Origin of the sequence: Ktedonobacter robiniae (assembly GCF_016587375.1) — a bacterium.
In the GTDB taxonomy this organism is placed as follows: Bacteria; Chloroflexota; Ktedonobacteria; order Ktedonobacterales; family Ktedonobacteraceae; genus Ktedonobacter; species Ktedonobacter robiniae.
Window position 1 is genome coordinate 78887 of sequence record NZ_BNJG01000002.1, and the last position, 23981, is coordinate 102867.

A 23981-nucleotide genomic window follows, 5' to 3' on the forward strand; every position below is an offset into this window, starting at 1 on the left:
ATCAGCCTGCTTGCTTCAAAAGAGACTCCTGATGCTCCGCGCCAGCGAGCGGATAGGTAAAGGTACAGTCAAAGGCTCCCTTTGATGGACCCTCAAACGGATCTTGAGATTTTATAGCGAAACAGACATGCAGTTGGGTGCTTGCGTGATCAAAGCGCAACTGGGTTTGAATAGTTTTTGGATCTAAGGTATCGCTGTCTCCCTCGCGCGCATGGAGTGTATCGATCCCGATATCTTGTCGCACGAGATGCCACCACCAGCCAGACTGATCACACTGATAGAGGTCCAACGCATAGGCATCATTGAAATAGTGACTAGAACCATCACTCATCTTTAGGGAGCAGAATTGACGGGTTTGAGAACCAGGTGATAGACACTGCCCTGAAACGAGATACTAGCCTGGTCTGAGGGGAAAGTGGGGACATCAAGGAGAGGTCTTGTAAAAACGATTGCGAGCCCAGCTGCTAGACAGAGGGACCCTACGAGCATACCGAGGGCACCACATCCCAGCCCGACGCGAAGCCCGGTCGAGATGCTAGAATGATCCTCGTGAGGAAGTAAGTGTTGGACCCATCTCATAAACCGCCCATTGTGAAGAGGCGAATGCTGGATCGATTTCATGAACCACCTACTCAATACGAAACACCCGGCCATAACCCAGCAGAACAGAGCCAAATCGATATCAAAATCATCCCAGTAAAGCCACCACCACAACAGGCGGATACCTGTGATCAAAAACAGCACTTGGGGAAGAAAAGCCAAACAGCCAGCCAAAACGGAGACCAGCGTGACAATGAGCGGCCAACGCCGAACCGGGCGCGATGACAAAGATGTCTGCATATGTCAGAAAGCCTCCTGCTTTATAGTTCTCAAGATCAATGCAGAGCCCTTCTTGTTGAGAGAGCGCATGGAGCCAGTCTAGCACCAGTTGGAGGTATCTCGCAAGTTCTCAGAAGTGTATCCGGGGATTTGAGAGCCTTCTCTGCATCTCACAGGATGCTGTGCCCTCGCCTCAACGAGAACTGAAAGGGGAGAGATAGCTCCTCTCACTGGGAAGAGGTGTGCCCGGTAGATTCTCATTTCACCAAAAGCGTGCCAGATCCAGGTTTCAGGGCAAAATCCGTTCACATTTCAGGTCATGTCCACTGGGGCCGCCATGTACGCGTCCTTGAGCCTGTGTCCCTGCGCCAGCGCCTCACAGAAGAAGCGGCAGCTATTGCATGCCAATACCAGGAAGACCTGGCAGAATTTGAATAAAGCTTCTGGCTACTGACATAAGGTTGTCACTCGCCACGACTATACTGCCCATAAACGTGCGTAACTATAGTACAAAGAAAGCGAGCACAGATCCATGACAACCTTGCACAAACTCACGCCCAATCTGATGGTTGAAAGCGTCGACGAAACGCTTCAGTTTTATCGCGATGTCCTGGGATTTACCATCAATGCCACCGCTCCTGAAGAGAGGCCCTTCAACTGGGCGAGTCTTGAACGCGATGGCGTCTCGTTTATGTTTCAGAGCCGCGAGAGCCTGGCCGAAGAGCTCCCCGCCTTTCAGCAGGCCCCTCTCGGCGCGAGCCTGACATTTTTCATCTTCATCTCAGACCTGGAGGAGCTCTATGCCCAGGTCAAGGAGCGGGCTCACATTCTGAAGCCCCCCTACACCACCTTCTACAATATGCGTGAATTCGTCCTGAGCGACAACAACGGCTATCTCCTGGTCTTCGCGGAAGAAATAAAGGCCTGATCAGCCTCTAAATTAGAGAGGCATGCCAGGAAGTGCTTGTAAACGGCGCACCTCCCCTTCGCCGTAAGGGGAGGTGCGCCGTTTACAAGCACTTACCCATCTGATAATATGTCGGGCGCACCAATTATCGTCTTGTGGTAAATGACCCGAAATGTGTGCATGTTTTGCCCTGAAACCTGGATCTGTCTCAATCTTGATACTGGTGGCGAAGTCTTCCCAGCCACATGAACGTGGCTTGGTAAGAACATTCTCTGAATCGGAACGTGTGAAAGACGTTTACATCTTCCACTGACATGCACGATCTTTTAACATCTGCACGATATGCTAGACATAATGTCGCTCCTCCACTTGGAGGGCTTCGCCAGGTGCTTCATGCTTGGCTGAATCATCATGCGTATCGGACTTCGCCACCAGTATCAATCTTGGTGATAAGCTCTTCCTTTAGCAGGAACCAATGAAATTCTTGAGCTCAAGAAGTGGAGGTTGCTAGGGGAATAAACTCATCCTTCACCAAGATTGAGACAGATCCCAAACATGAGCAGTTGCCCTCAATCTTGAGCAGCACAACCATTGGTAACGGATCAAGCCGCTCCACAAGCGAATGGTTGCAAATCGTTTTTGTAAATGAGGAAGGAGGAAAGAGGTCCTTCATTTTTCTGTTACGGTGGAAAAGCTAAGTAGCAAAAACCTTGGGTTTCTTGAGATGTATCCATGCATCGAGGGGCAGCCAACGCTCTTCATTTACGTGCGAGAAAGGCGTAGAGCGTTAGCCAGCAGATATGAGCAATCGCCCACACGGTCCTCATACGCTCCAATTCCTTCCTGAATAATAACTGCGTGTGGTTTCCTTCCCCCCTCAACACCGATGCGAGGAGGAAACAGATGTGTCCCGGAACCCGCGTACAGGCGTCGATGAGAGGAAGGCTCATTTCACGCAGCCGCCTTTAGTTTTTGTGCCACCCAGGGAGCAGCACGATTTTGCCAGTGCTCTGGCGCGTTTCCATCAAGCGATGCGCCGCTGCGGCTTCCTCCAATGGAAAGCGGTGATGGACCTGCACGTGCAACTGCCCCGCTAGCACATACTGGAACAGCTTTTTCAACGCGGGCACCACGAGATCGGGGCGTGTTCCGGCATACCCCGCGTAGAAGCCGGTCACGGTGGAGCAACGCGCCGTCAGCTTTTCGGAGTCGATGACCGCGCGCTGCCCGCTGGCTTTGCCGAACGTGACGATGCGTCCCAGTGGGGCGAGGCACGTGAAGTTCTCAGAAAATTGCACCCCGCCAATCATATCCAGCATGAGGTCAACCCCTTTGCCATCGGTGGCCTGCAAGACCTGCGTGGTCCAGTCTGGTTGGGTATAGTTGATGCCTACATCCGCGCCCAGCGACAATGCGAGGTCCAGTTTCGCTGGGGTGCTGGCAGTAGCGATGATCTGCCCGGCTTCCAGGAGCCGGGCGAGTTGAACGGCCAGCGTGCCAACGCCGCCCGCCGCCGCCTGAATGAGAATGCGCTCCCCTGGCTGGATGTGCCCAAAAGTAGCGAGAATGTGATAGGCGGTCAATCCTTGGAGAGGAATGGCCACCGCTTGAGCGGCATCCAGACCAGGGGGTACCGGAATGATCGAGGCTGCTGGCACCGCCACATATTCAGCATAACCACCGTGCGAGAGCAACCCGATCACCCGTGTTCCCACAGGAAGAGCCGTTGCGCCTTCGCCCGCTTCGACGATGACACCGACGACCTCTACTCCTGGGGTAGAGGGGAAAGTGAGCGGTTCTCTTGAGGCAGAGGAACTGCGGCGGTGGTCAACATCAGTATAGTTGACGCCGCTCGCTTCAACTTGGAGCAACACCTGCCCGGCTTTGGGGTGAGGGATCGCGGTTTCCTCCAGCCGCAGCACATCCGGTTCACCACATTCGTAAAAGCGAACAATTTTCATCCTGTCTATCCTTTCATAGCTGTGAGGTTACTCTTGCGGGGCTTCTTCAATGCGCGCGAAACGCCAGAGGGCGCGCCGTGCAGCTTCGTTGCGTCCAGTTTCCAGTTCCACCAGGGCCGTCTCGGCACCCAGAGCGGCAAAGAAACGGGCGCTGATTTCGGCATCAGGCCAGCCCATTGCCTGAAAATCTGCCTGTGCTATAGCGGCGAATTCCCCGCTGCGCCGTTGCACCTCTGCAGCGATGAGCGGCTCAGAGCGTGCTTCTAACAAGAGGGCTTTGACGGCTCGCTCGTGCAGGCAGCCATCCAGGTAGGTTTCCATGCTCTTGCGTAGCCGCTCAGCGCCAGGGGAGAGTGGGGCGATGGCCTGGAGAAGAGCGTCGCGCAGCCGCTCATAAAACTGTACGTGCAGCGCCACCAGGAAGGCGGTGCGATCAGGAAAATGCACATAAAACGTGCCTTTTGCAACGCCCGCCTTGTTGACAACGGCATCGACCGTGAGGCGATTCAGGCCACCGCTGGTGGCCAGGTCAAGTCCTGCGTCAACGAGCGCCTGACGAGTGGGATGAGACATGGGACCTCCGATCGTCGGGAATGGAAAGGAAAAAGGCTTCAAGCGCTTTGAGGAAGGCGTCAGGATCCTCTGCAAAGGGTTCGTGGCCGGTTTCCAGCACCACATACTGGGCATGCGGAATACTCGCGCGCGCGTTGTCCCCATCTCGGATCACCGGGTCAAAGCGTCCGTAGATCAGCAGGGTGGGGGCAAGGATCTGAGCCGCCGCCGCGCGCAAATCATGGTCGGGGTGGGTAAAACTACGCCAGATGGCAGCATCGACGGCGACGCGTGAGGGGATGGCCCGCCCCGCGTCGATCTCGGCAATCAGCCGGTTCACCAGAGGCGTGCGCCGTTTGAGATAGAACCTGGCAAAGCTCGTCGCCATCAGGCGGGTCACGAACTCGCGCCCTTTGAGCCAGCAACCCAGCCGTATAAAGAGTGTTGGCGGACTAAACCCGCCCGAATCCACCAGGATGAGCGCGCGTACGCGCTCGGGATGCCGGATGGCAAGCCGTGCTGCCGCGTAGCCACCAACCGAGTTGCCTAAAAAAATGGCCGACTCCAGGTGCAGACCATCTACCACCTCCTCCAGCACGTCGGCCAGGAACATGGCCGAGGCCGACTGAGGCGGCTCTGGCGCAGGCGAGTCACCGTAGCCGGGCCAGTCCAGGGCAATCGTGCGGAAAGAACGCGAAAGCTGGGGCACGATGCTGTCAAAATGATGATGGTCGCCCGGATTCGCGGGCAGGAGCACGAGCGGAAGACCTGCCCCTTGCTCCTCATACGCGACGCGTCCAACACGTGTTCCAATCGTAAGCATGAGTATCTCCTTCGAAAGACCAGGAGCCTGCGCGCTGCTGCTCCCGGCCCAAAGACAGCAGAGGGAAGCTGCTATTCATTGGCCATGACTGACTAGTCGGTCACAGCATAGCAGACGAAAAGGGAGGCTGTCAAGGGACCTCAGGCGCATAGGGAGGCAGTACCAGAATTTCGTTGGTTCCAAGGGATCATCAGCAAGGGGAAAAGGAGGTGTTTACTAGGCTACCAGACTTCTGCCTTATACCATATTGAAATAAAACGGGTAAGTGAAGCTGATTGATGAGTTGCAGAATCGACCGTTTTCTGACATTCATAGTTCTGTTTTTCTGTCAGAGAAATGCGCTATCTCCGCAAGCGTGAGCACAGCGATTGGAAGAGTATCAAAAAACGTACCACAATCAAAGTGTCATTTTCTCCAGAGGCGAGATGAGTATCTGACACTCACAGGAGAGGTTTTTTGTAAGCTGGAGCAATCGGTGTTTCCTTAGCGGAATTTAGAGAGGTTTTTATGTTGGGACTCCAATTTCGCAGATAGGCTGAATTTACAAAAACGGTGTGCAACAATCCGCCTCTCTGGCGCTTTTTCAGCGTGTCAACCGCTGTGCTGCTCAACATTGAGGGCAAGTGCTAACCTTTGAGGTCAAAACCTGCCCACTTGGTAGGTCATTTACCAGTAATGGTAAATGCCTTACGAAGTGAGCAGATCTGGCCTGCGAACGTGAAAAATTGCCCTCAATCTTGAACATTGGGACACACGTTCCTAGAAAAACGGCTTTCTGTCGGGTATACTTTTCTGAAATCTGTAAATTGCATGCCGAGTTTCGGGAGTGGCGACCAGTTCGTAAGCGCAAGACGGACGCACATATCAAGCGAGGATGCGATGGCCGTACCAGAAGTCCAGGGCATTGATCTGTTCAAAATAGCGGGCCGTTCCATTTCAGGATGGGTTCCCAGTTTCAAAACGGGCATGATTGTCAGGCAACCGTTCTGTAGCCAGCTCGAAGAACGATTACTGCTCTGGCTTGAGTATCATCCCCAGGTGAAAAGCTATGCACGTGGCGACATCAGCCCAGCGTTCGCGAGCACCTATCGGCTGCCAATCCCGCAACACGCGCCTTTCGCGATTGGCTACACGTTTGAGGATAAACCCCATCATTATCTGCCCGATGCGGTGGGAACGCTCTCCAACGGGCAGCCGTTCATCGCCGAGGCGGGCATGGAGGATAACAAGCGAGGAGATCGTAACCTCGCCAAAGCGGAAGCCGCACGAAGGCTGGCCCGCTTGCAACAAGGTATCTTCTGGATTGGCACAGAGCGCACCCTGACCAAACGTCGTTACTACAACCTGGTCTTTTTGCACGCCAGGCGCAAGGCGTTTCCAGCCTTTGCAGACATTGCCGAATCCCTCGTTTCTGTCTGGCCGTGGGGAGAAATGGCCCCGGTCAGCGAGGTGGCAAGTAGGCTTTCACACCAGTTTCCCGTCGATCTGGTGGAAGCGGCGATCTGGAAAGTTGTGGCAGAAGCGGCTGCCCAAGGACATCTTCTGATCGATCTGGAGCAGTTCACACTCTCTCGCACGCTTCCCCTGGCTCTCCTTCCACCTGATGCTCCGGCGATTGTACCCTCACCTCTCCCTGACACGCTTCTGTCTGAACCAGAGACGTTGGAGGTTCAAACCGTTTCACATGCGCCGCCTCCCCTCATTCCTGGTCCAACATTTGATGCTTCGCGGCTTTCTTCGTCACAACGAGAGCAATTTCACCGTAACCTGCGAGCCGTCGAACAGGTGCTGGCCGGGGCGACCCAAAGCAGTGTCTCAATCCAGGAGGGCATCCCCCGTTCGACGCTTTCGCGACTGGTGAGTCGTACCCGTGAGAGAGGCCAGATGGCTTGTGTCCCTCATGGCAGCTACCGTCGAGCCACACGTCTGCATCCAGCTTTTGCCGAGTGTATCCGTCGGCTGTTTTTACTCCCCACACGCCTCACCATGACCGCGATTCGGGAGCACACAGAAATGCAACAGGTGGCAGCCCGAATATCCTCGGAAATGGGAACACCCATCAGTCTTCCCTCCTAACAAGCAGGTGCGAACAGCCGTAGAGCACTTGAAGATGGACCTAGACCTGGTGGCGGTGCGCGAGGGAGCCAAGTCGGTTGCACGGCCACGCGAGTCTGCCGAGTCATTTGTGCTTTCCATTCCGGCTCCAGCACTGCTCACGCAGGTCGACGAGCACACAATGGACTTGTATGTCGTTACTCCCTCCGGGGAAACTGTTGCGAGCCGTGTGCATGCGGCGGTCCTCATCTGTGTCAAAACGGCAGCGATTCTGGGCGCGATCCTGGCGTTGGGGCCACTAAAGGAAGAGGACTACATGCGCTTGGTCAAGGTCAGCATGAAAAGGAAAGATCACCTGGTCGCCATCAATGGATGTGAGCGCTCATGGCACTGTTTTGGCAAGCCAGCCATTATCTTTCATGACCGAGGGAAGATTTTCACTTCCGAGCGCGCGCGGCAGGTGCTCGTGGATCGATTAGGAATCATTACCGAACAAGCCCCACCCTACGCGCCATCAGCAAAAGGAACAGTCGAATCGCTCTTTCGGTGGATGACGGAGCGTTTTGAAAAGAGGCTCCCCAACACGTCGTACGGCGTCCACGACGCTGAAACAGCGGCGCAAGCGGGAGGCATGACGCTGGAAGAGTTGGAGCGTTGCTTCTATCAGGCTATCGTTGACGATTACCAACGAGACTTCGATACCCTACGGCAACAGCGTCGGTATGTGCTGTGGGAGCAGGCCGTGGCGGCATCTGGGGTGCCACAGTATCTGGGTTCACCTGATGACTTGAAATTGTTGCTCATGAAGGCAGTCAATCGAAAGACCCCGCATCATGGGTACCGTGTGCAAAATGGGAACAGGCTCTCGTTTCAGGGCCGTTGGTATGTGTGTCCAGGCCTTCTCTCACGGCTTCGGGGCCGTGAGAGAAGGCCTGGACTACGACAGGAGGGACGTAGGAGTGCTCTACATCTTTGTCGGCGGCGAATATGTTGGCGAAGCGTACTGTCCGCAACTAATGGGGAGCCGCGTCAGCGAATGGGAAGCCAGAGCCATACGTAAACACGATGAGGAACAGGCCAGAATCGCCCGTGAGCAAGGGTTGCCCGTTCGTGCTCGTATTCAGGACGAAGCACGAACAGCACGCCGTCGTCGGAGCACAGAGATTCGAGCAAGTGAACAAGCCCGCCAATGGGATCGCCAACGGAGAGACATTCATCCAGCTTTCGTGGCTGAGCGATTAGCAGAAGTACAAGCTGAGATCACGCAATTCGTTACGCTTGCGGAGGCAGTCCCAGATGCTGAACCTGATCGTCCTGTATCCATCCTACCCGTCCGCAGGATGCGAGAGGAGTAACGGTGATGACTCATCCACTTTTCAGAAAGCCCGTTTTCGTCGAAACGGCCTTCGAGAAACGCTTCCAACAGATGCTGCATGATGCGTGGGACAATCGTTCGTGGCATCTCATTGTGGCTGATCCGGGCGCGGGTAAAACAGTGGGCATTCGCGACATGCAAAAAAGGGCTGGTGGGCGCTCCGTGCTTGCTGTGGTGGCTCCAAAGAACAATGAAGATGAGCAGGCATTGGGCGACCAGTTTTTTACCGCATTAGGCATTCCGTTGCGAGGACACTGGCGCACTCGCAAGCCGAAACTCATGGGATACTTGTATCAGTACGGCACCGAGTGTTTAATTGTGGATGATGCACACGATCTCTCTTTGGAGCACCTGATGCTGCTCAAGGAAGTGACGGACCAGGGGCGGTTGCAATACGATCACCCGCTAGGGTTGTGCTTGGTGGCAGCGGGGCGCGGAGACACAATTCCCTTGAAGGAGACATTCGATCTGCCTGATTCAACCTGGCTCCAATTCCGCCGCCGTTTCGACAAATTGTCCCCTTTTTGCCGCATTGCCAGCCACACCTCGGATGAAGTCCGTGCTATTCTCGCCACGCTAGAAACAGTGTACCAGGAGATCTTTCCGCAGCTCAATCTCCGCCAATGGACCAGTTCCATCTATACCTGGTTAACACATCCAGTCCTCGACCCAACCCGGTCAGGCCGCGTGACGATGGACAACCTGATGAAATTGGTGACGACTGCCTTGGAAGGGTCCTATCTCGCTGGGGCAACTGATGTGGTTCCCTCATGGCTCAAGTCCGCCGCAGAGTTGCTTGTGCTGCGCCATGATACGCTCAAGCTCATTGATGGGGCAGGGAAGGATATTGGAAATCAAGATCAGAACAAAGCAGAATCGGCCAATAGGAATGGAAAAGAACCCGAACGGCAAACCGTTCCAGAAAGCGGACAAGCTGAAACGCCCCAACTGCACGAAACGATGAAAGAACAGGAGCGTACGGACACATCTTCCAACTGCATGTTTTCTGGAGAACTGATCCCCATTGATCTCAAACGATTTACAGAAAGTTCCATTAAGCTTGTGGAGTGTCCTCATTGTGGAAGAATGCGTACCCTCTCCCCAAGTAAAGGTGTTCTCCGGTTCAAACCACATACCCGACGCAAGCAGCAGACTCCTGTGACAGAGAAACGGTGGTCAGCCACGGGAAAAACAGGCTGGGATGTTGTCGGTGGGCAAGGCGAAACACTCAAATCAACAGATATTTTCTCATTTTGATATTATCGCCAATGTTGTTTCTCTGAATATTATCGCCAATGTTGTTTCTTTGAATTCTTTCTGTGAAAGGAATATCTCCAATGCGTAAAAAAAACATGGTGATCCTTACGGTCTTGAGTATGGGGCTTGGTCTCCCTGGGGCGTACTTTCAAGCGATTGTCTCGGCGGAGTGTGATGGCCGCTGTTTTGGGTCTTACACTCCCCCACTCCTCTATGTATGGTTTCCGCTTTTTCTTCTCGGCTTTATGCTCGGTTTTGCGGCCTGGACCGTTCTTTTCGTCACACAAATCAGCCAGCGCAAATGGGCGTGGGTGGGCCTCACGCTCATCAGTGGGGCGCTAGGTTTCTTTGGATTTTGGGGAGCCTTTTTTGGTGCACCAGAAGCTACGTTCCTCCTGCTTGCTTCCATCATGTATGTGCTGATTGCTCTGCTCGTCGCACCAGAGGCATCGTTCTGGTACGGTCCCAACCGGGCGTAATGCAGCGTTTTCTCAATGCTCATCCAGTTTGATCCAATGGACACATCCAGGAGACTCAGCACCTTCCGTGGCAAGAAGGGCATCTCGCGGGCGAGATCCGTGCCGCTTGTCGCTAGTGCCAATGGGCTGCGTCTCCACGCGTTCTGGCGATAAGAAGGTTCTCTCTATCGAGAAAATCGCAGATGATGTATTTTCAATACTTCATGCTGATATTCCAGATGAGAAGCAGTTTGTTCAGGGGATGCGTGTCCTGATGCTCAATATTGAGGGCAATATTCCACGTTTGAGGGCCAAACTGGCTCACTTCCTATGAAAATCAGAATCCTAACCCGACTCGCTAAGCAACCTCCTTGGGAACGAGCGTCACCGTGTAGCCGAGAGCCTCAAGTTGCCGGACAGAACGTTGTGTCAGCCGCGTGCTATCTCGTTGCTCGAAATAGTCTGCCCCCAGATCGCGGTAAGGTTGCTTGGTAGAGAGCACGTGATAGATGATCACCAGAAGGCTGTGGGAAACCGCCACGACCGCCTTCTTCTTTCCCAGACGACGCGCCAAGCGGTGGTACTGGGCGGAAAGATAGTTATCTTTCATGTGCGAGAGCACCCAGACCACTTCTGCCAGAATGGCCCGTAACGTGGCATTGCCTTGGGTCGTCTTGCCGCTGAGCCGTTTGCCCCCACTTTGCTTGTTGCCTGGGCACACCCCAGCCCACGACGCGAGATGCTTGGCGGAAGGGAACCGCGTCATATCATCGCCAATTTCGCCTACAATAGTAGCGGCGGCCAGGGCCTGAATGCCGGGAATACTCATGAGCAGTGTCATGGCTTCCTCAAAAGGGCAGAGGTGTTGCTCGATCTCCTGTTGCAGCTGCTCCAAGGTCTCTTCCAGAAAGATGATATGAGCCAGAATATGTTTGAGTAAGAGTCGATGATGGGCCTGGACACGACCATCTAAAGCCTGCTGTAATTGAGGAAGCTGCTTTCGCAATTTCCCACGCGCTAGCTCGGCGAGGGTTTCGGCATCAGTGGTCCCTTCAATCAATGCAGAGAGCATATCCCGCCCACTTTTGCCCAACACATCGGTTGCTACCGAGGACAGCTTGATATTGGCGGTTTCCAACACTTTTTGCACACGATTGACCTCTCGCGCACGCTCCTGAACCAAATTCTTGCGGTATCTGGTGAGATCGCGCAGTTCACGAATTGGGGCCGGAGGAATGAAACTAGCTTTGAGCAGCCCATGGCGCAACAAATCGGCGAGCCATTCGCTATCTTTAATATCGGTCTTGCGACCGGGAATGGCTTTCATATGCTGAGCATTGACCAGGATGACGCTGCGGCCCTCTTCCAACAAGTTAAACACCGGTCTCCAGTAAATTCCGGTCGATTCCATGGCGATCACTGTGACGGCCAGGCTCTCCAACCAATCAGAAAGCGCCAACAAACCAGCCGTCATGGTAGAGAAGGTCCTGATATGACGCTGAACTTCTCCATTGGCCAGGGTGATCAAAATACAGGCCACGACCGTCTTTTTATGCACATCTAAGCCACAACAGCGCTCATGGACGACTTGCATACCAACTCCTACCTCTCTCAATAGGCGTTCTTCATCTTCGCTGAGACCAACGAGAGGTGCGAAGTAAGACACAAATTTCCTACGCGTGCTCAGTTCTTTCAATCTGGCGACAATCAGCTCTGCTGGACGCACCCGGATCAGCTTCGTAGACGGGTTGATGCACACCACTGTGAGCCGACCTCTACACGTTGGCCTCCTGGGTATTCTATCCCATTTTCATCATTTTCTCTGACTCAGAGAGTCATCATGCTTCGTAGGGAATTTACCATGTGGTTATGAAAACGAGCAAGAATAATGCCAGTAGTGATCCCTGCTCGTTACTGCCGTTTAGCCGACGCTTCCCGACATCTCCAACTGGATCAGGCGGTTCAATTCAACCGCGTACTCCATAGGAAGTTCCTTCATGATCGGCTCGATGAAGCCATTGACGATCAACGAATAGGCCTCTGCCTCATCGAGGCCACGGCTCATCAGGTAGAAAAGCTGATCATCACCGACCTTCGAGACGGTTGCCTCATGACCGATTTCAGTCTGGTTCTCTTCAACGCGAATAGTCGGATAGGTATCGGTGCGAGCGTGCTCATCGAGCAAGAGCGCGTCACAGCGCACACTGGACTTGGTGTGGTGCGCACCCGGGTTAACGCGAACCAGGCCACGATAAGAAGCTCGACCATTTCCTTTCGAGACCGACTTCGAGAGAATCTGCGATGTCGTGTGCGGAGCAAGATGCGTGACCTTCGCTCCAGCATCCAGGTGCATCCCATTACTAGCGAATGCCACTGAGAGAATATCACCACGAGCGCCCGGCTCCATCAACAGGACCGCGGGATACTTCATTGTTACCTTCGAGCCGAGGTTCCCATCGACCCATTCCATCGTCGCGTCTCGGTATGCCACCGCGCGCTTTGTCACGAGATTATAGACGTTCTTCGACCAGTTTTGGATGGTTGTGTAGCGAACACGCGCACCTTCCATCACTTTAATCTCTACGACGGCGCTATGCAGGCTGTCGCTTGCATAGGAAGGTGCGGTACATCCCTCCACATAGTGAACATAGGAGCCGGGGGCCGCGATAATCAACGTGCGCTCGAACTGGCCCATGTTCTGAGCATTGATACGAAAGTAGGCTTGCAAAGGGATTTCCACCCGCACACCCTCTGGCACATACACAAAACTGCCACCACTCCACACCGCGCTGTTGAGCGAGGCAAATTTGTTATCAGACGGCGGAATAACGGTGCCGAAATGCTCTTTGACGATGTCGGGATACTCGCGCAGAGCCGTATCCATATCAGTGAAAATCACGCCGAGCTTTTCAAGGTCGGCCCGCATCTTGTGATACACGGCTTCACTCTCATACTGCGCCGTGACACCTGCCAGGAACTTCTGCTCAGCCTGCGGAATACCAAGTCGATCAAAGGTCTCCTTGATTTCCGCTGGAATGTCATCCCAGGTCTTTCCCTGTTGGGCAACCGGCTTAATATAGTAGTAAATGTTCTCGAAATCGATTCCCGATAAATCAGCGCCCCAGGTTGGCATGGGACGCTTCTCGAAGAGGGCCAGGCTCTTGAGGCGGAATTGGCGCATCCAATCAGGCTCGCCCTTCATTTCGGAAATTTGCTCAACGACCTTCTTACTTAGTCCTCGCTCAGACTTGAAGACATACTTTTCTGCCATGTGGAATCCGGCAGTATACTCCTGTTGTTCTGTACCGTATACCTGAGTACCCATCATACTTTGTTCCTTCTCACATTGCTCTTCGTGCAGGAAACTCGGTATTCCTGTATATAAATTCTGACTTAACCACCTTTACCGAAAGGGGACTGTGGAAAAGGAGATCTCAAAAAATCGGTGGAAGCGCAAAAATGGAAATCAAGACGTGCCACCATTGAGGATGACTCTGCGGTTTAGCGTCGATGCCCTGAAGACTTCCGTGCGAAAGCAGCGGGGGTTCTGAGCATTCCTTCCACGCTTCCAGCTTCCCTGCTTGGGCAAGGAAGGCTGGCTCTTGTGTGGGTTCACTCAGATTTTTGGACAGTCAGGGTCTCCACAGATCTGGGTGATGGTCAGTTTTCGTTTCCAAAACGCTACGATGAATAAGGTGGAGCTTCTGTTCCATTCTCTGCATCTGGGTAGCCATCATACTCATCTCCAATTCCGCTTTGAGGTTGATCTGATAATCCAGATTGGCGTTCACGCGATCTTTGGCTGATTGTCGATTCTGGCTCACCAGGACAAAAATCGAGAGGAAGATCGCCTCCAATGATACTGCCATTGTCAGGAATTGGAAGGGGTAAGGATCGAAATGAATGTCATTTCGTCCAACCGTATTTGCCACAATCCAGATCACAAAAACAATAAAATTGATCAGTAGAAAAGGAAGGGATCCACTGAATGCTGCAATGATATCAGCCACGTGCTGGCCAGCAGAGAGATGCTCATCACGGGTGTCATCAGGATTGCGGCTCACGCGTGTGCTGAGAATATCATCGGTGTGTTTAAGGCGATCACCTAACACCATCAGGACATCGAGTGCTGCCTCTGGCCTGCGACGCAAGAACGCGAAGAAGTCTGCACGACTGAGTTCCAATGTGGTGACGGTCTGCTTTGAGGTGGCGCTGGCAGAGCGCGTCTCCCCTGAAAGCATCGACAATTCGCCGAAGAATTTCCCTGAGCCAAGGACATCGAGCACCACTTTTTTTCCTTCGGAGTCTATGAGCCAGAGTTCTACCTCGCCTTGCTCGATGACATGAAAGGCTTCTTCCGTCTCTCCTGCCTTCATCACTACCTGGCCTGGCCGAAACAGCCGTTCAGTCATCAGTGCGCGCAGTTCGCCACGTTCCTCCTCATCCATCGTAGAAAAGAGGGCAATTTCTGCCAGTAACTGTGTGGTCACAATACTCATTGTCCCGTCCTTTCATGAGAATTCTCGCACCTGATTGCCAGTGTAGAGAGCTTCCTGATAAGATAAGAGAAGCGAAAACCCAGACTTTTTTCCTGCAGCCTCAAGCAAGCTTCTTCAACACTGTCCGAACAGCATCAACAAGTTCTGGAGTAAGCGTATGCTGCGTACGAGCGACGTCAGCTATATGCCATACTGTACCCCACTCCGCTTTGTAAAGAGCATCGCTTCTGACGTGCTTGTCCGTATACTCCCTGAGATAAGCGTCTAAGCGCATGGAAAGTCGCATTTGCGTGATGGTATCACTCATACTGTCACCTCAACAAGAGAATGCTTTGCAGCAGTTCTCCTCTCTCTTTTCGCCCAGTGAGAAAAGAAGCTCACTGGGCGTTTTATATCAACCCTTCGAACACGCTGTCTTGCCTCATCAATCCGTACCCAGTCTCGAATATTCGGCAAGCCTTTAAAGGCACACACTCCATCTCAGGTGAGCCAGGGGAAGCGGCGGACGAGGCTGGTCTGGGTCCACCAACGACCCAGCCCAAAGGTGTTACCTGCGCCGACGACGGCGAGCCCGAGGAGGACGAGCGCGTAGACGATGTGATTGTCCATGAAGATGTTGTCCTGGGGCGGCAACGACGCGCTCCACATCAAGACGAGTAGGACCGCTCCGGCGACGGCAGCGATCCGCATCCCAATGCCCAGCAGCAGTGCCAAAGCGATCCCAAGGAGGCCGATCATAAACATCCAGTTCACCCAGCCAGCACCCGCAATGGAGTGGTAGATGCTCGCAAAGGGGCCAACCGCGCCACTGAGGAAGCCATTGCTTGGCGAACCTCCGTTGATCCATGCGTGGGCGGCGGTCGTCTCGTGGCCGAGTCCTAACGTCTTGTCTAGAAACGGCCACAGGAAGGTCCAGCCCAGGCACAGCCGGGTTATTGCCCACAGGTAGCGAGCCGTCACCTCGTGGGACAGGAAGCGGGTTGTCTTCGTCTCCCTGGCTGGATCCACGGGGGTCGTAAGATGTATTTGTGTCATAAACGTTCTCTTTCTGGTAGTGTTGCAAAACAGCTAAGAGGAAGACAGGAGACATGTCGTTTTCTTCCCTATCCCTTGGGGGAATGACGCTCAATGGACTATGGAAGAGAAAAGATGTGTCGAGTAGGAGAACACGAAGTCAATAGGTAGAGAGGGTTTCACTCCAGTAAACCACGACGCATTTACACGGAGATATCTCAAGTGAGATGTCTCTTGTTACATGCGTAACATCCTGGTAGCGTGTGTTAAGGGACAGATAGACCTAAATGCTTTCTTTCTCACCATCAGATGGAGTTGCAAATGCTGAGAACTATTCTTCGCGTTAAGAGTGGTACGTAGACCACAGCAAAAAAGCTTCAGAAGTCGGAGCCTGCCTCTGGTTGGAACAGAAACCCGGATGATTGGGCTATTCTTGGCCATCGAAAATCGGAGCAGACATGGATTTTTGGAATTTCTGAGAGGGTTTTCGCTCTTGCACGGTAGTGCGCATCAAGTCATCATGAGAGGCGAGGAACGAGCGTAAACGCAGGATCTCCTCAGAAATGGAAAGCCAGGCCGCTGGCCGCTCGTCTTTGCCATAAATCCTTCTGCAGGATTGGCCCGCGAGACGATGGATGTGTTGGTCCTCCAGCAAAAGCACGGCATCAAACTTGCGTTTGGCGACGTCAATTCCCGCGTATGCTCTGGGGAGTGGTGAGGAAGGAGGCATATATCCCTCCCGTTGCATGTTCCAATGAACCCACGAGAAGAGAGGCTAACTCACATGAGGATCATCCTTGTATGCAAGCTCATCTCGTGCGAACGAGAGACAAGAGTTTACCGTCCGATCTGGCGAGTTGAACAGGAGTGGGATCGCCATCTTTCGTTCGAGGTCGACGCCTCATGGGTCAAGCTAGATTCACCGCTCCCGGCTCCCTTCTCACACCATCTCGTGGTGTATCCACTCCTCTCGTTCTGTGGTAAACATACAAGCGGGTCAAGGTCAAGAGATCGTATGATGAACAACTGCATATTTCCCTGTTCGAGAGAGATCGTTTTTCTACTCATGGCTCTCTTCTGTTCTCGGTTTCCACCGAATGGGGCAACTCCAATGAACGCCAGAGAGAGGGAGAGGATACGTTATGCCTCTCATTGTAACCTTCTTCGCCGTTGCTCTGGACTCCAGCGAGTCAGGGTGAAGGTCTCGCCTTCATTCTTTGGCTCGTAATAGACGGTTGCCAGATCAAAGTCCGTCACCGTGCTGAAACTTACATAATCAGGGCTGTGCTGACATTGCAACCATTCCGCCAGCTTTTTCTGCGCACATCCCTCACAAAGGTAACTGAAAGAAGGGCGTCCTTGCTCATCCCGGTGTTCATGCTCGAAGACAGGGATGACCTGTTTGCATCGCTCACAGACGCGATCCCAGTCTTCTCCACCAGTGGTGGTGGTACATCGCCTGAGACTCCAAACGAGTTGGCCTGTTGGTATTCTGTTCATAGACACATAGCCTCTCCTGAAGAAAACGAGGGAGAAAGTACAGTAGACTGGGTACGCCTATCCCACCCTCATATGCCTGTTCTCGAAAAGATGGTGTGCTTCTCCATGTAAGCACGCCATCTTTGAGGATGTCTTTATGGGTTCAACCGACTTGTGGCTAGAAGCGAGATCGTTTTTGTCTTCGGCGTTGTGCCTCTGCTTTGCGCTTCCGTCGAGCCTGGGGTGTCTCATAGTGACGACGACGGCGAGCCTCAGCCAGAATGCCCGCATTTTGTACGCTGCGGCTAAATTGTTTCACCGCAACTTCAAATGGTCTATCCGGGTTGACAATAATCTGGCACAACGGCATTACCAGCTCGATCGGTTGTTGGTGGAATATGACGTTTCACGGGGCTGATAACAATCCCGGCAATAGACGGGACGGTCATCTCGTGGCTGGAAAGGAACAGTGGCTTCGTTTCCACAACTCGCGCAGGTAGCGGTGTACATTTGGCGTGCTTCGCGCTGCTGGAAGCCTCCATGTGAGCCTCCGTTTGCTTGTTTGCGGGCTGCCCGGCACTCAGGGCAACGGCTTGGGGTATTCGTCAGTCCACGGCTCGCATAAAATTCTTGCTCGCCTATGGTGAAGGTAAACTCCTGGTTGCAATCGCGACAATACAGTATCTGGTCAGTCAAAAGGAACTCTCTTTCTCATTCTCCGCTATGCGGAGTGAATAGGTAAACTTCTGTATTGCGCACCATCACCTCAGTCAGTTTACTCGGAGCAACAAAGCACTATACAGTATCTATTTAGTATAGCACATTTTCTCCGTTTCTGCGAGAGTAGCAGCCTCTCAGATCCAGGGCTGTTGCAAAGTCGCCATCACCCTTTTCCTCAAAGGTCTGGAGCATGTTTCACACGTGCTCATCACCAGTAAACTGGCCAGCTATGCTGCCGCCAAGAAAGACATCATGCCCAGCGTCGAGCATTGCCAGCACAAAGACCTCAACAATAGAGCAGAAACTTCGCATCAACCCACCCGACAACGCGAACAAACCACGCGCCGATTCACATCACCTGGTAGCGCAATGCTTCTTCTCGGCCTTTGGACCCATCTCGGATCATTTTCGATCCAAAAGGCATCGTCTCAAGGCCTCGAACTATCGCGCCCTCATGCGAGACAATTTGAAATCTGCAGCGAGATCACCGTTGGACAGAAGGTTGCATAACAGGGTCTCTTTCCTCAGTTCTCACCTGCAATTGTTCACCTGACAAGCTTTTTCTCAGCCCTATGCTCTCACTCAATCACTCATTTGACAATGCCCCGTCCGCTGGATTCGTCATCAATACGTTGCTTAGGGTGGTAACGCTCGATGCTCTGATCGCTCTCGACTCCGCTTCAATCCTCGCCTTGTTGACGAGCCTGCCCTTGTTCTTTCAGGAGATTTCTCGCCCCAAATAGGTGGCCTTTAATAGTGTGGACTGGAAGGGTGAGAACCAGGGCCATTTCTTCATAGGTCAATTCTTGAAGATAGCGCAGGATCAAAACTACGCGAGCAATGGTCGGCAGTCTGGACAGATCTCCTCCTGCAACCATGGTCTGCTGATGCTGTCTTTCCCGTCGAGGTACAGCGGGCTGCGTTGCGTGCCCCCTCTTTTCTGATGTCTGCTGTTTCCGCTGTTGCATGCACCGTTGATAGGTCAGACGCGAGAGCCAGAGAGAAAATGGAGCGTCTTTGGGGAACGAGGGGAGCGCCTTCCATGCGGTCAGGAACATTTCCTGCGTGATGCTATCGGCTTCCTCATCGTTTTGCAGGATATGTAAAGCGAGCGTGAAGATAGGGCGTTGATATTTGCGCACAAGGAGTGCAAATGCTTCCTGATTGCGGTGTTGACTAGCGTTGATGAGGAGAACGTCGTCCTGCGCGGAAAGCGAGGGGTAGGAAACCAGAGAGATCTGTGTGAATTGGGATGAGTGTCTGTCGTTATTCATACCAAACGCTTTTGTGCATACAAGTAACGAGAGATGCGAGTGAGACCTATCAGCAGCGTTGTCTTGTTGGGAAACACGCAACACTCCACCCAAAAACAATAGGCGTTTTGCGCCCGATGTTCTTTTGTTGTGTTCATCACACACGTTTCCATCTCCGCGTCACGTGTGTTGCCTTCCTCCGTAGAAATGGATTTTGGCAATTGCTTGCGTGCCTGGAAGCGTTTCTTGTGTGCTTCTCTGCTCAGGAGCAGCAAGGAAATACCTCCATTGTCTGTCGGCAGCAAGGTCTTGCATCCCAAACAGAGAGCCCATACACTGATACTCTGCAGGGATAGAGCAAGTGTAGCATTTCTGCACGATTGCTGTCAACGTTCGGTCCCGTCCCTTTTTTGGCTCATCTCTTCGACGCATACAGCTCTATCTGACTTCCGCGAAGATGGGTGAGGATGCAGATGCAAGAAAGTCGTTGCAGGGCGAGGGCGAATGGACTTCTTCGGGCGGGAGAGAAAGGGGCCAGCGGCTGAAAGTCCAACTCATGTCTCAGCAGCCGCCAGGGGAGAAGTGTTCCCTTTCCTCTGGGAAGAGCTATGCTATCGCATCACGTCAGGAGTTCGCTCTCTCAACTAGGGGAAGGGTGAACCAGAACGTGGAGCCTTGTCCAGGGGAACTCTCTACCCCCACTTCCCCTCCCTGTCGTTGAATAAGCTGTCCGCAAATATACAATCCCAGGCCAAGATTGACACCTGTTCCACTTTGGACGGTAATTCCTTCAGCACGATAGAAGCGTTCCCAGATCTGTTTTTGTTGTTGCGGTGTAAGCCCCTGTCCCCTATCAGTTACAGCGACGCGCACCCGATGCCCTTCTTTCGTGACCGCAATCACCACAGGTTGGCTGGCAATCGAATATTTGAGTGCATTCGAGAGATAATTGGCAATGACTTGCCCTATGCGATCCGCATCCGCATGGATTGGCAGCTCTTCTTCTCTGGTCTGTAAGGAAATGGTGCGCATTGGAGCAATGGTATGTTGGTCATCAACTGCTTCGCGTACAATCGTGATCACGTTGCAGGGAGCAAGATGAAGTTCTAAGCCATTGACTTGAAGACGTGAGATATCAAGAAGATCATTCACCAGTCGACCCTGCACCCGTACCTGCCGCTCCACTCGCTCAAGGGCGGTTTGCATCGAACTGATCGTGGCGTGGAGCTCAGGATACTGCGCGGCATTCTCGCTCAATTGCGCGAGGCGTCGACTCACAAGCTGAAGATTCCCCTTAATGGTGGTCATGGGGTCTGTAATTCATGTCCGGTAATGCCAATAAACTCGTCCATGCGCCGAACCGTTTCACGGAGCACCAGTTCCGTTGCGTGAGAGATGGCCTGCTCTTCTGCAAGACGCTCACGTTGGGTAATATCATGGTTTATCTCTACAATAGCGGTTATGCGTCCTGAGGATGGATGTTGAATCAGTCCCTGACGACTTTCCACGATCACCTCTTGTCCATCACGACACGTATGGATCAGTATGCCCTCCCATTGGCCTTCCTGGCTGAGCAGAGTCGTTACTTCTTCCAGTGAATGGGGGAAGCGTGTCTTGAGCAGGATATGGGCCGTTTTCCCCACCGCATCCTCTGCACTCCAGCCGTAGAGTTCTTGTGCTCCTCGATTCCAGGAGAGAATCACATCATGAGGATCACGAACGAGAATTGCATCATGGGCACGTTCGAGCAACTGTGCCTGAAGCTGAAGAAAGTTGTCAAAAGAGGCGTCCGTAGCACGAGGATGGTCATGGGGTAAAGAAGAAACATTATCGTGATTCTGAGCAATGTTCCGCATCTGTTACAAGAGAGCTCCTTTCTTTGAGCATAGGCATGCTCTCATAGAGAAGAAGGAAGAGGCAGAGCCTGCCTTTGCCTCCTCTTACCGCATCCGTATCCCTTATCTTGTGGGGTGTAGAGCAGAAGGGCAAGCTATGAGGTGAGCACAACGAGCAGGGAATGCTCTGTTGATGCCCAGAGAACGCTGACACGATCGTGCGCATCAAAAACAGTGTGATACCTTTTATGAGGGCGTTGGATAAGAACCGTTGTGTCTCATTATGGTCAATTGCTGGGGAAAGATCTCCCCATTTCCCGCTCTAGTATAGCACAGACGAAAAGGAAACAGTCAGATACTCCATGGCGAAAGCCAGGGGCTTGTCCCTAAGCCGAAGCTTGAGACGAGAGGACGTCTGACAGCGACCCACTCAGGACAGGTCTACCACCCTGAGCAAGACAAAATTTGTCTCGGATGTTACATGCAGCATTGAGGTCGGCATTCAGTTGATACCCGCAGGAGCGACAGTGAAAGACCGATTGAGAACGCCGATTGTTGCGTGCTTGATGCCCACAACGAGAACAGGTCTGCGAGGTATGACGCGGATCAATGCGTTCAACCACCATTCCCTGTTCTTGCCCTTTGTAGACAATGAAGCCGTACAACTGCGCAAAGGACCAGGAATGCAACTTACGTTGTCCTTCACCTTTGCGATGTCGGACTCCTTCTCGAATATTGGTCAAGTTCTCAAGCACAATTGTTGCTCCAGGGGGTACGCTTTGCACGATGCGTTTGGAGAGAACATGGTCACAGTCCCGGTGGAAAAGCATCTGCTTACGCGACAGCTTTTTGAGATGCCGTTTGGCAGACGTGGTTCCTTTGGACTGAAGTTTGCGACGGAGACGGAAAGTACGGCGGTCAACCTCTTTCCAGTGGCGAGAGCCAAGGAAGTGACGGTTGGAAGTCACAGCAGGACGATTCAAGCCCAAGTCCACACCAACAACCGTGTCATTGGCTTGAACAACAGGTTCGGGAACATTGACCACGACATGCAGCCACCATTTCCCTTTGCGGTGGATCAGGTCAGCAGTAGCAATTTTACACCCACGATATCGCTCACTGAAATGAGGAACGGTAAAGGGAAGAGTCATTTTGCCTTGTGTGGTCGAAACGCGAATCGTTTGTGTTTCCCAATTGAGGGAGTAGGTGTGAACATTGTAACGAACCGCACACTGCTCAGAGGAAGGGCAACGAACAGGCTTGAAGAGAGGAACGGGTTTCCCCTGTTTCTGTGCTGTAGCAACCTTTTTCGGATAGGACGCTTCCTTCTTGGCTTTCCAGGTGAAAGCACTGCGAAGCGTTTCGGTGGCTTTGACCCGAGCCTGAATGAGCAAGTCACTCACCAGACCAGGACACAAGGATTTCGTCTCGTAGTAGGTGGCATGATGAAGCCTGACACCGTTCTTCTCGCTATGCTGCCAACCATAGACACACACATGATTGTAGGCAACGGTAAACTGCACCAACGTTTCCTGCAAGACTTGGAACTGTTCTGTATTCGGTTGAAGTTGAATCCGCACCGTTCTATCCATGCACAAATCATACCATATATGTGGTATTTGTACCAAATAGCAAAAAAAAAGGAGTGTGCCATGCTCTTCCCCATGTCTCAAGCCAGAGGTCCCGCATGGCGCGGTTCTTATGATGGAAAATGACAAAAATGATGTTTTGCCCTTTTGCACTCTATTTTTTTCTTTGACGGCTCCGCTCAATTTTTGAAAAAATACCCGTTTCGGGTATACTATCATTGACAATCGCTTGCCAAAGATGACTTACTAGGAAGGGAAGAACATCGTGCGAATTTTCTTCCCTTCCCATCTGCGCTCACTCATTACTGGTGATGACGTGCTTTGACGATCCCCATACCATCCGCAAGCCTTCTCGTAGAGAGCATGATGCGCGTAGCCGATAGCGTGTGGTCATCCAAGGAGTGATTATTCCAGTCAAGACATCCATGAGCCGCATTCCCCTCATTTTTATCGTGGAATGTTCTTCCCAGAAGAGGCAGGTTTCCTATCTGCCTTGAGAGGAGCCATAGCCGATGACCTACTCACCTCAAAACAGGAGCAAGGAACGCCAAGAAGCCTGTCACCAAGCCGAGCAGATCACAGCCATCTGCGAACAATTTCATATCACGCTCGATGCTATTGACTGGCAACAGTTTGGCATGCAGGCTTCAGTAAAAGTGGATAGCATTGAGATTGCTTCGCTCCTGACCCTCAGCCGGCGTACAAGTGATAATCTTCTTCGTCAAATCCAAATCAAGCTTTTTGAACATGCAGCACTCAAGGCTATTCACGCACACCCCAACCTGAAAGCCTTGATGTGGACCCCTGTTGAGGTTGTACAGCCACAGACCTTTTTCAGTTTCTGGATTGTGACGATGGAAACGGATGAGCGCGTCTCCATCATTGAGTCTCTTAAAAATGGGCGTCGCGTCTATGAACTCTATACGCTTGACGGAAGTGATGAACAACTCATCCAGCTTTTTGGGCCGATGGGTGAAGGAACGTACCCGCTTGGGGAGAAGGTCACCATTCAGGTGCGGGAACGTCAATATACCGGAGAAATCCGCTACATTCTTTCTCCCGGTAAAAATCCTCTGCTTCGCAAATATGTATCAAAGGGATCTCCAAACATGTCAGGCAAAGCGTACCCTAGTGAAAGCGTTGCAAGATATCTGGTGAATTGCCATGATGGCTTTCCCCATATTGTGACTCAGTTACAAATCGTCGGCTAGTGAGAAATGCACTCCTGAAAAGAGGATGGGCCTGCTGGAAGCAGGACAGGTGGAGAGACGAAAGAGGCAGAGAGGCCCCCGGCACGAACGGAAAAAGTAGAGAGCGTAGCCACGTCTCCCTTGCGAAGGGCTGCGCCTTCCTATTTCAGTGCGCATATCGCATGTTAAGCTATT

Annotated in this window: 24 protein-coding genes and 1 pseudogene; 8 read left to right on the forward strand and 17 right to left on the reverse strand. The window is 52.7% G+C overall.

What is annotated here, in order from left to right; genetic code table 11:
• Position 1: 1 nt before the first annotated feature.
• Together JMJ04_RS20965 and JMJ04_RS20970 are read right to left on the reverse strand one after the other, a co-directional pair.
• On the reverse strand, positions 2-331 hold the full coding sequence (locus JMJ04_RS20965; protein WP_201372458.1) for a hypothetical protein: 330 nt from the start codon (positions 329-331) through the stop codon (positions 2-4).
• Positions 332-333: 2 nt separating this feature from the next.
• A complete protein-coding gene (locus JMJ04_RS20970; RefSeq protein WP_201372459.1) occupies positions 334-840 on the reverse strand; it encodes a hypothetical protein in 507 nt (168 codons plus the stop codon).
• Between the two features lie 511 nt (positions 841-1351).
• On the opposite strand from JMJ04_RS20970, the gene JMJ04_RS20975 reads away from it, so the two are divergent.
• On the forward strand, positions 1352-1747 hold the full coding sequence (locus tag JMJ04_RS20975; protein WP_201372460.1) for a VOC family protein: 396 nt from the start codon (positions 1352-1354) through the stop codon (positions 1745-1747).
• Between the two features lie 944 nt (positions 1748-2691).
• Here the strand turns inward: JMJ04_RS20975 and JMJ04_RS20980 are convergent.
• The 3 genes from JMJ04_RS20980 to JMJ04_RS20990 are packed head-to-tail and all read right to left on the reverse strand — an operon-like array spanning position 2692 to position 5062.
• Complete coding sequence (locus tag JMJ04_RS20980; protein WP_201372461.1) at positions 2692-3687, reverse strand: quinone oxidoreductase family protein; 996 nt, start codon at positions 3685-3687, stop codon at positions 2692-2694.
• 27 nt (positions 3688-3714) lie between these two features.
• The gene (locus tag JMJ04_RS20985) at positions 3715-4260 is read right to left on the reverse strand and encodes a TetR/AcrR family transcriptional regulator (RefSeq protein WP_201372462.1); all 546 of its coding nucleotides are present in this window, start codon (positions 4258-4260) and stop codon (positions 3715-3717) included.
• Complete coding sequence (locus JMJ04_RS20990; RefSeq protein WP_201372463.1) at positions 4229-5062, reverse strand: alpha/beta fold hydrolase; 834 nt, start codon at positions 5060-5062, stop codon at positions 4229-4231. The genes JMJ04_RS20985 and JMJ04_RS20990 overlap by 32 nt, the downstream gene beginning before the upstream one ends.
• An 879-nt stretch (positions 5063-5941) precedes the next feature.
• Here JMJ04_RS20990 and JMJ04_RS20995 point away from each other — a divergent pair.
• The 5 genes from JMJ04_RS20995 to JMJ04_RS21015 all read left to right on the forward strand — a co-directional run bounded on the left by JMJ04_RS20995 (position 5942) and on the right by JMJ04_RS21015 (position 10228).
• Positions 5942-7138, forward strand: a complete 1197-nt coding sequence (locus tag JMJ04_RS20995) for a COG3415 family protein (protein WP_201372464.1) — start codon at positions 5942-5944, stop codon at positions 7136-7138.
• A 34-nt stretch (positions 7139-7172) separates the two neighbouring features.
• Entirely contained in the window at positions 7173-8177 is a 1005-nt protein-coding gene (locus tag JMJ04_RS21000) for a hypothetical protein (protein ID WP_201372465.1), read from the forward strand.
• The gene (locus JMJ04_RS21005; RefSeq protein ID WP_201372466.1) at positions 8134-8472 is read left to right on the forward strand and encodes a hypothetical protein; all 339 of its coding nucleotides are present in this window, start codon (positions 8134-8136) and stop codon (positions 8470-8472) included. The genes JMJ04_RS21000 and JMJ04_RS21005 overlap by 44 nt, the downstream gene beginning before the upstream one ends.
• A gap of 5 nt (positions 8473-8477) precedes the next feature.
• Positions 8478-9749: an ATP-binding protein gene (locus JMJ04_RS21010; protein ID WP_201372467.1), complete on the forward strand. Its 1272-nt coding sequence runs from the start codon at positions 8478-8480 to the stop codon at positions 9747-9749.
• Between the two features lie 80 nt (positions 9750-9829).
• On the forward strand, positions 9830-10228 hold the full coding sequence (locus tag JMJ04_RS21015) for a hypothetical protein (RefSeq protein WP_201372468.1): 399 nt from the start codon (positions 9830-9832) through the stop codon (positions 10226-10228).
• Positions 10229-10565: 337 nt separating this feature from the next.
• Here the strand turns inward: JMJ04_RS21015 and JMJ04_RS21025 are convergent, their stop codons facing one another.
• The 8 genes from JMJ04_RS21025 to JMJ04_RS21060 all read right to left on the reverse strand — a co-directional run bounded on the left by JMJ04_RS21025 (position 10566) and on the right by JMJ04_RS21060 (position 17895).
• A complete protein-coding gene (locus JMJ04_RS21025) occupies positions 10566-11801 on the reverse strand; it encodes an IS110 family RNA-guided transposase (protein WP_201372470.1) in 1236 nt (411 codons plus the stop codon).
• 327 nt (positions 11802-12128) lie between these two features.
• Complete coding sequence (sufB, locus tag JMJ04_RS21030; RefSeq protein ID WP_307811712.1) at positions 12129-13535, reverse strand: Fe-S cluster assembly protein SufB; 1407 nt, start codon at positions 13533-13535, stop codon at positions 12129-12131.
• 304 nt (positions 13536-13839) lie between these two features.
• A complete protein-coding gene (locus JMJ04_RS21035) occupies positions 13840-14706 on the reverse strand; it encodes a DUF1003 domain-containing protein (protein WP_201372471.1) in 867 nt (288 codons plus the stop codon).
• A 480-nt stretch (positions 14707-15186) separates the two neighbouring features.
• Complete coding sequence (locus tag JMJ04_RS21040) at positions 15187-15741, reverse strand: hypothetical protein (protein ID WP_201372472.1); 555 nt, start codon at positions 15739-15741, stop codon at positions 15187-15189.
• 406 nt (positions 15742-16147) lie between these two features.
• Positions 16148-16450 (reverse strand): DUF2471 family protein, encoded by a 303-nt coding sequence (locus JMJ04_RS21045; protein ID WP_201372473.1) that lies wholly within the window; start codon positions 16448-16450, stop codon positions 16148-16150.
• Between the two features lie 419 nt (positions 16451-16869).
• Positions 16870-17220, reverse strand: a complete 351-nt coding sequence (locus JMJ04_RS21050) for a hypothetical protein (RefSeq protein WP_201372474.1) — start codon at positions 17218-17220, stop codon at positions 16870-16872.
• 157 nt (positions 17221-17377) lie between these two features.
• Positions 17378-17569, reverse strand: coding sequence for a 30S ribosomal protein S21 (rpsU, locus tag JMJ04_RS21055; protein ID WP_201372475.1), 192 nt, complete (start codon positions 17567-17569; stop codon positions 17378-17380).
• Positions 17569-17895, reverse strand: coding sequence for a zinc-ribbon domain containing protein (locus tag JMJ04_RS21060; protein WP_201372476.1), 327 nt, complete (start codon positions 17893-17895; stop codon positions 17569-17571). Before JMJ04_RS21060 ends, rpsU begins: the two co-directional genes overlap by 1 nt.
• A gap of 198 nt (positions 17896-18093) precedes the next feature.
• On the opposite strand from JMJ04_RS21060, the pseudogene JMJ04_RS21065 reads away from it, so the two are divergent.
• Positions 18094-18429, forward strand: a pseudogene (locus tag JMJ04_RS21065) (DDE-type integrase/transposase/recombinase); the annotation flags it as partial.
• A 170-nt stretch (positions 18430-18599) separates the two neighbouring features.
• On the opposite strand, the gene JMJ04_RS21070 reads toward JMJ04_RS21065, so the two are convergent.
• The 4 genes from JMJ04_RS21070 to JMJ04_RS21085 all read right to left on the reverse strand — a co-directional run bounded on the left by JMJ04_RS21070 (position 18600) and on the right by JMJ04_RS21085 (position 22599).
• Positions 18600-19193, reverse strand: coding sequence for an RNA polymerase sigma factor (locus tag JMJ04_RS21070; RefSeq protein WP_201372477.1), 594 nt, complete (start codon positions 19191-19193; stop codon positions 18600-18602).
• Between the two features lie 603 nt (positions 19194-19796).
• Entirely contained in the window at positions 19797-20450 is a 654-nt protein-coding gene (locus tag JMJ04_RS21075) for a sensor histidine kinase (RefSeq protein ID WP_201372478.1), read from the reverse strand.
• Between the two features lie 26 nt (positions 20451-20476).
• Entirely contained in the window at positions 20477-21028 is a 552-nt protein-coding gene (locus tag JMJ04_RS21080; protein WP_201372479.1) for a PAS domain-containing protein, read from the reverse strand.
• A gap of 365 nt (positions 21029-21393) precedes the next feature.
• Positions 21394-22599: an RNA-guided endonuclease InsQ/TnpB family protein gene (locus JMJ04_RS21085; protein ID WP_201372480.1), complete on the reverse strand. Its 1206-nt coding sequence runs from the start codon at positions 22597-22599 to the stop codon at positions 21394-21396.
• A 509-nt stretch (positions 22600-23108) separates the two neighbouring features.
• Between JMJ04_RS21085 and JMJ04_RS21090 the strand changes: the two genes are divergently transcribed.
• Positions 23109-23807, forward strand: coding sequence for a hypothetical protein (locus JMJ04_RS21090; RefSeq protein ID WP_201372481.1), 699 nt, complete (start codon positions 23109-23111; stop codon positions 23805-23807).
• The last annotated feature ends 174 nt before the right edge of the window (positions 23808-23981 follow it).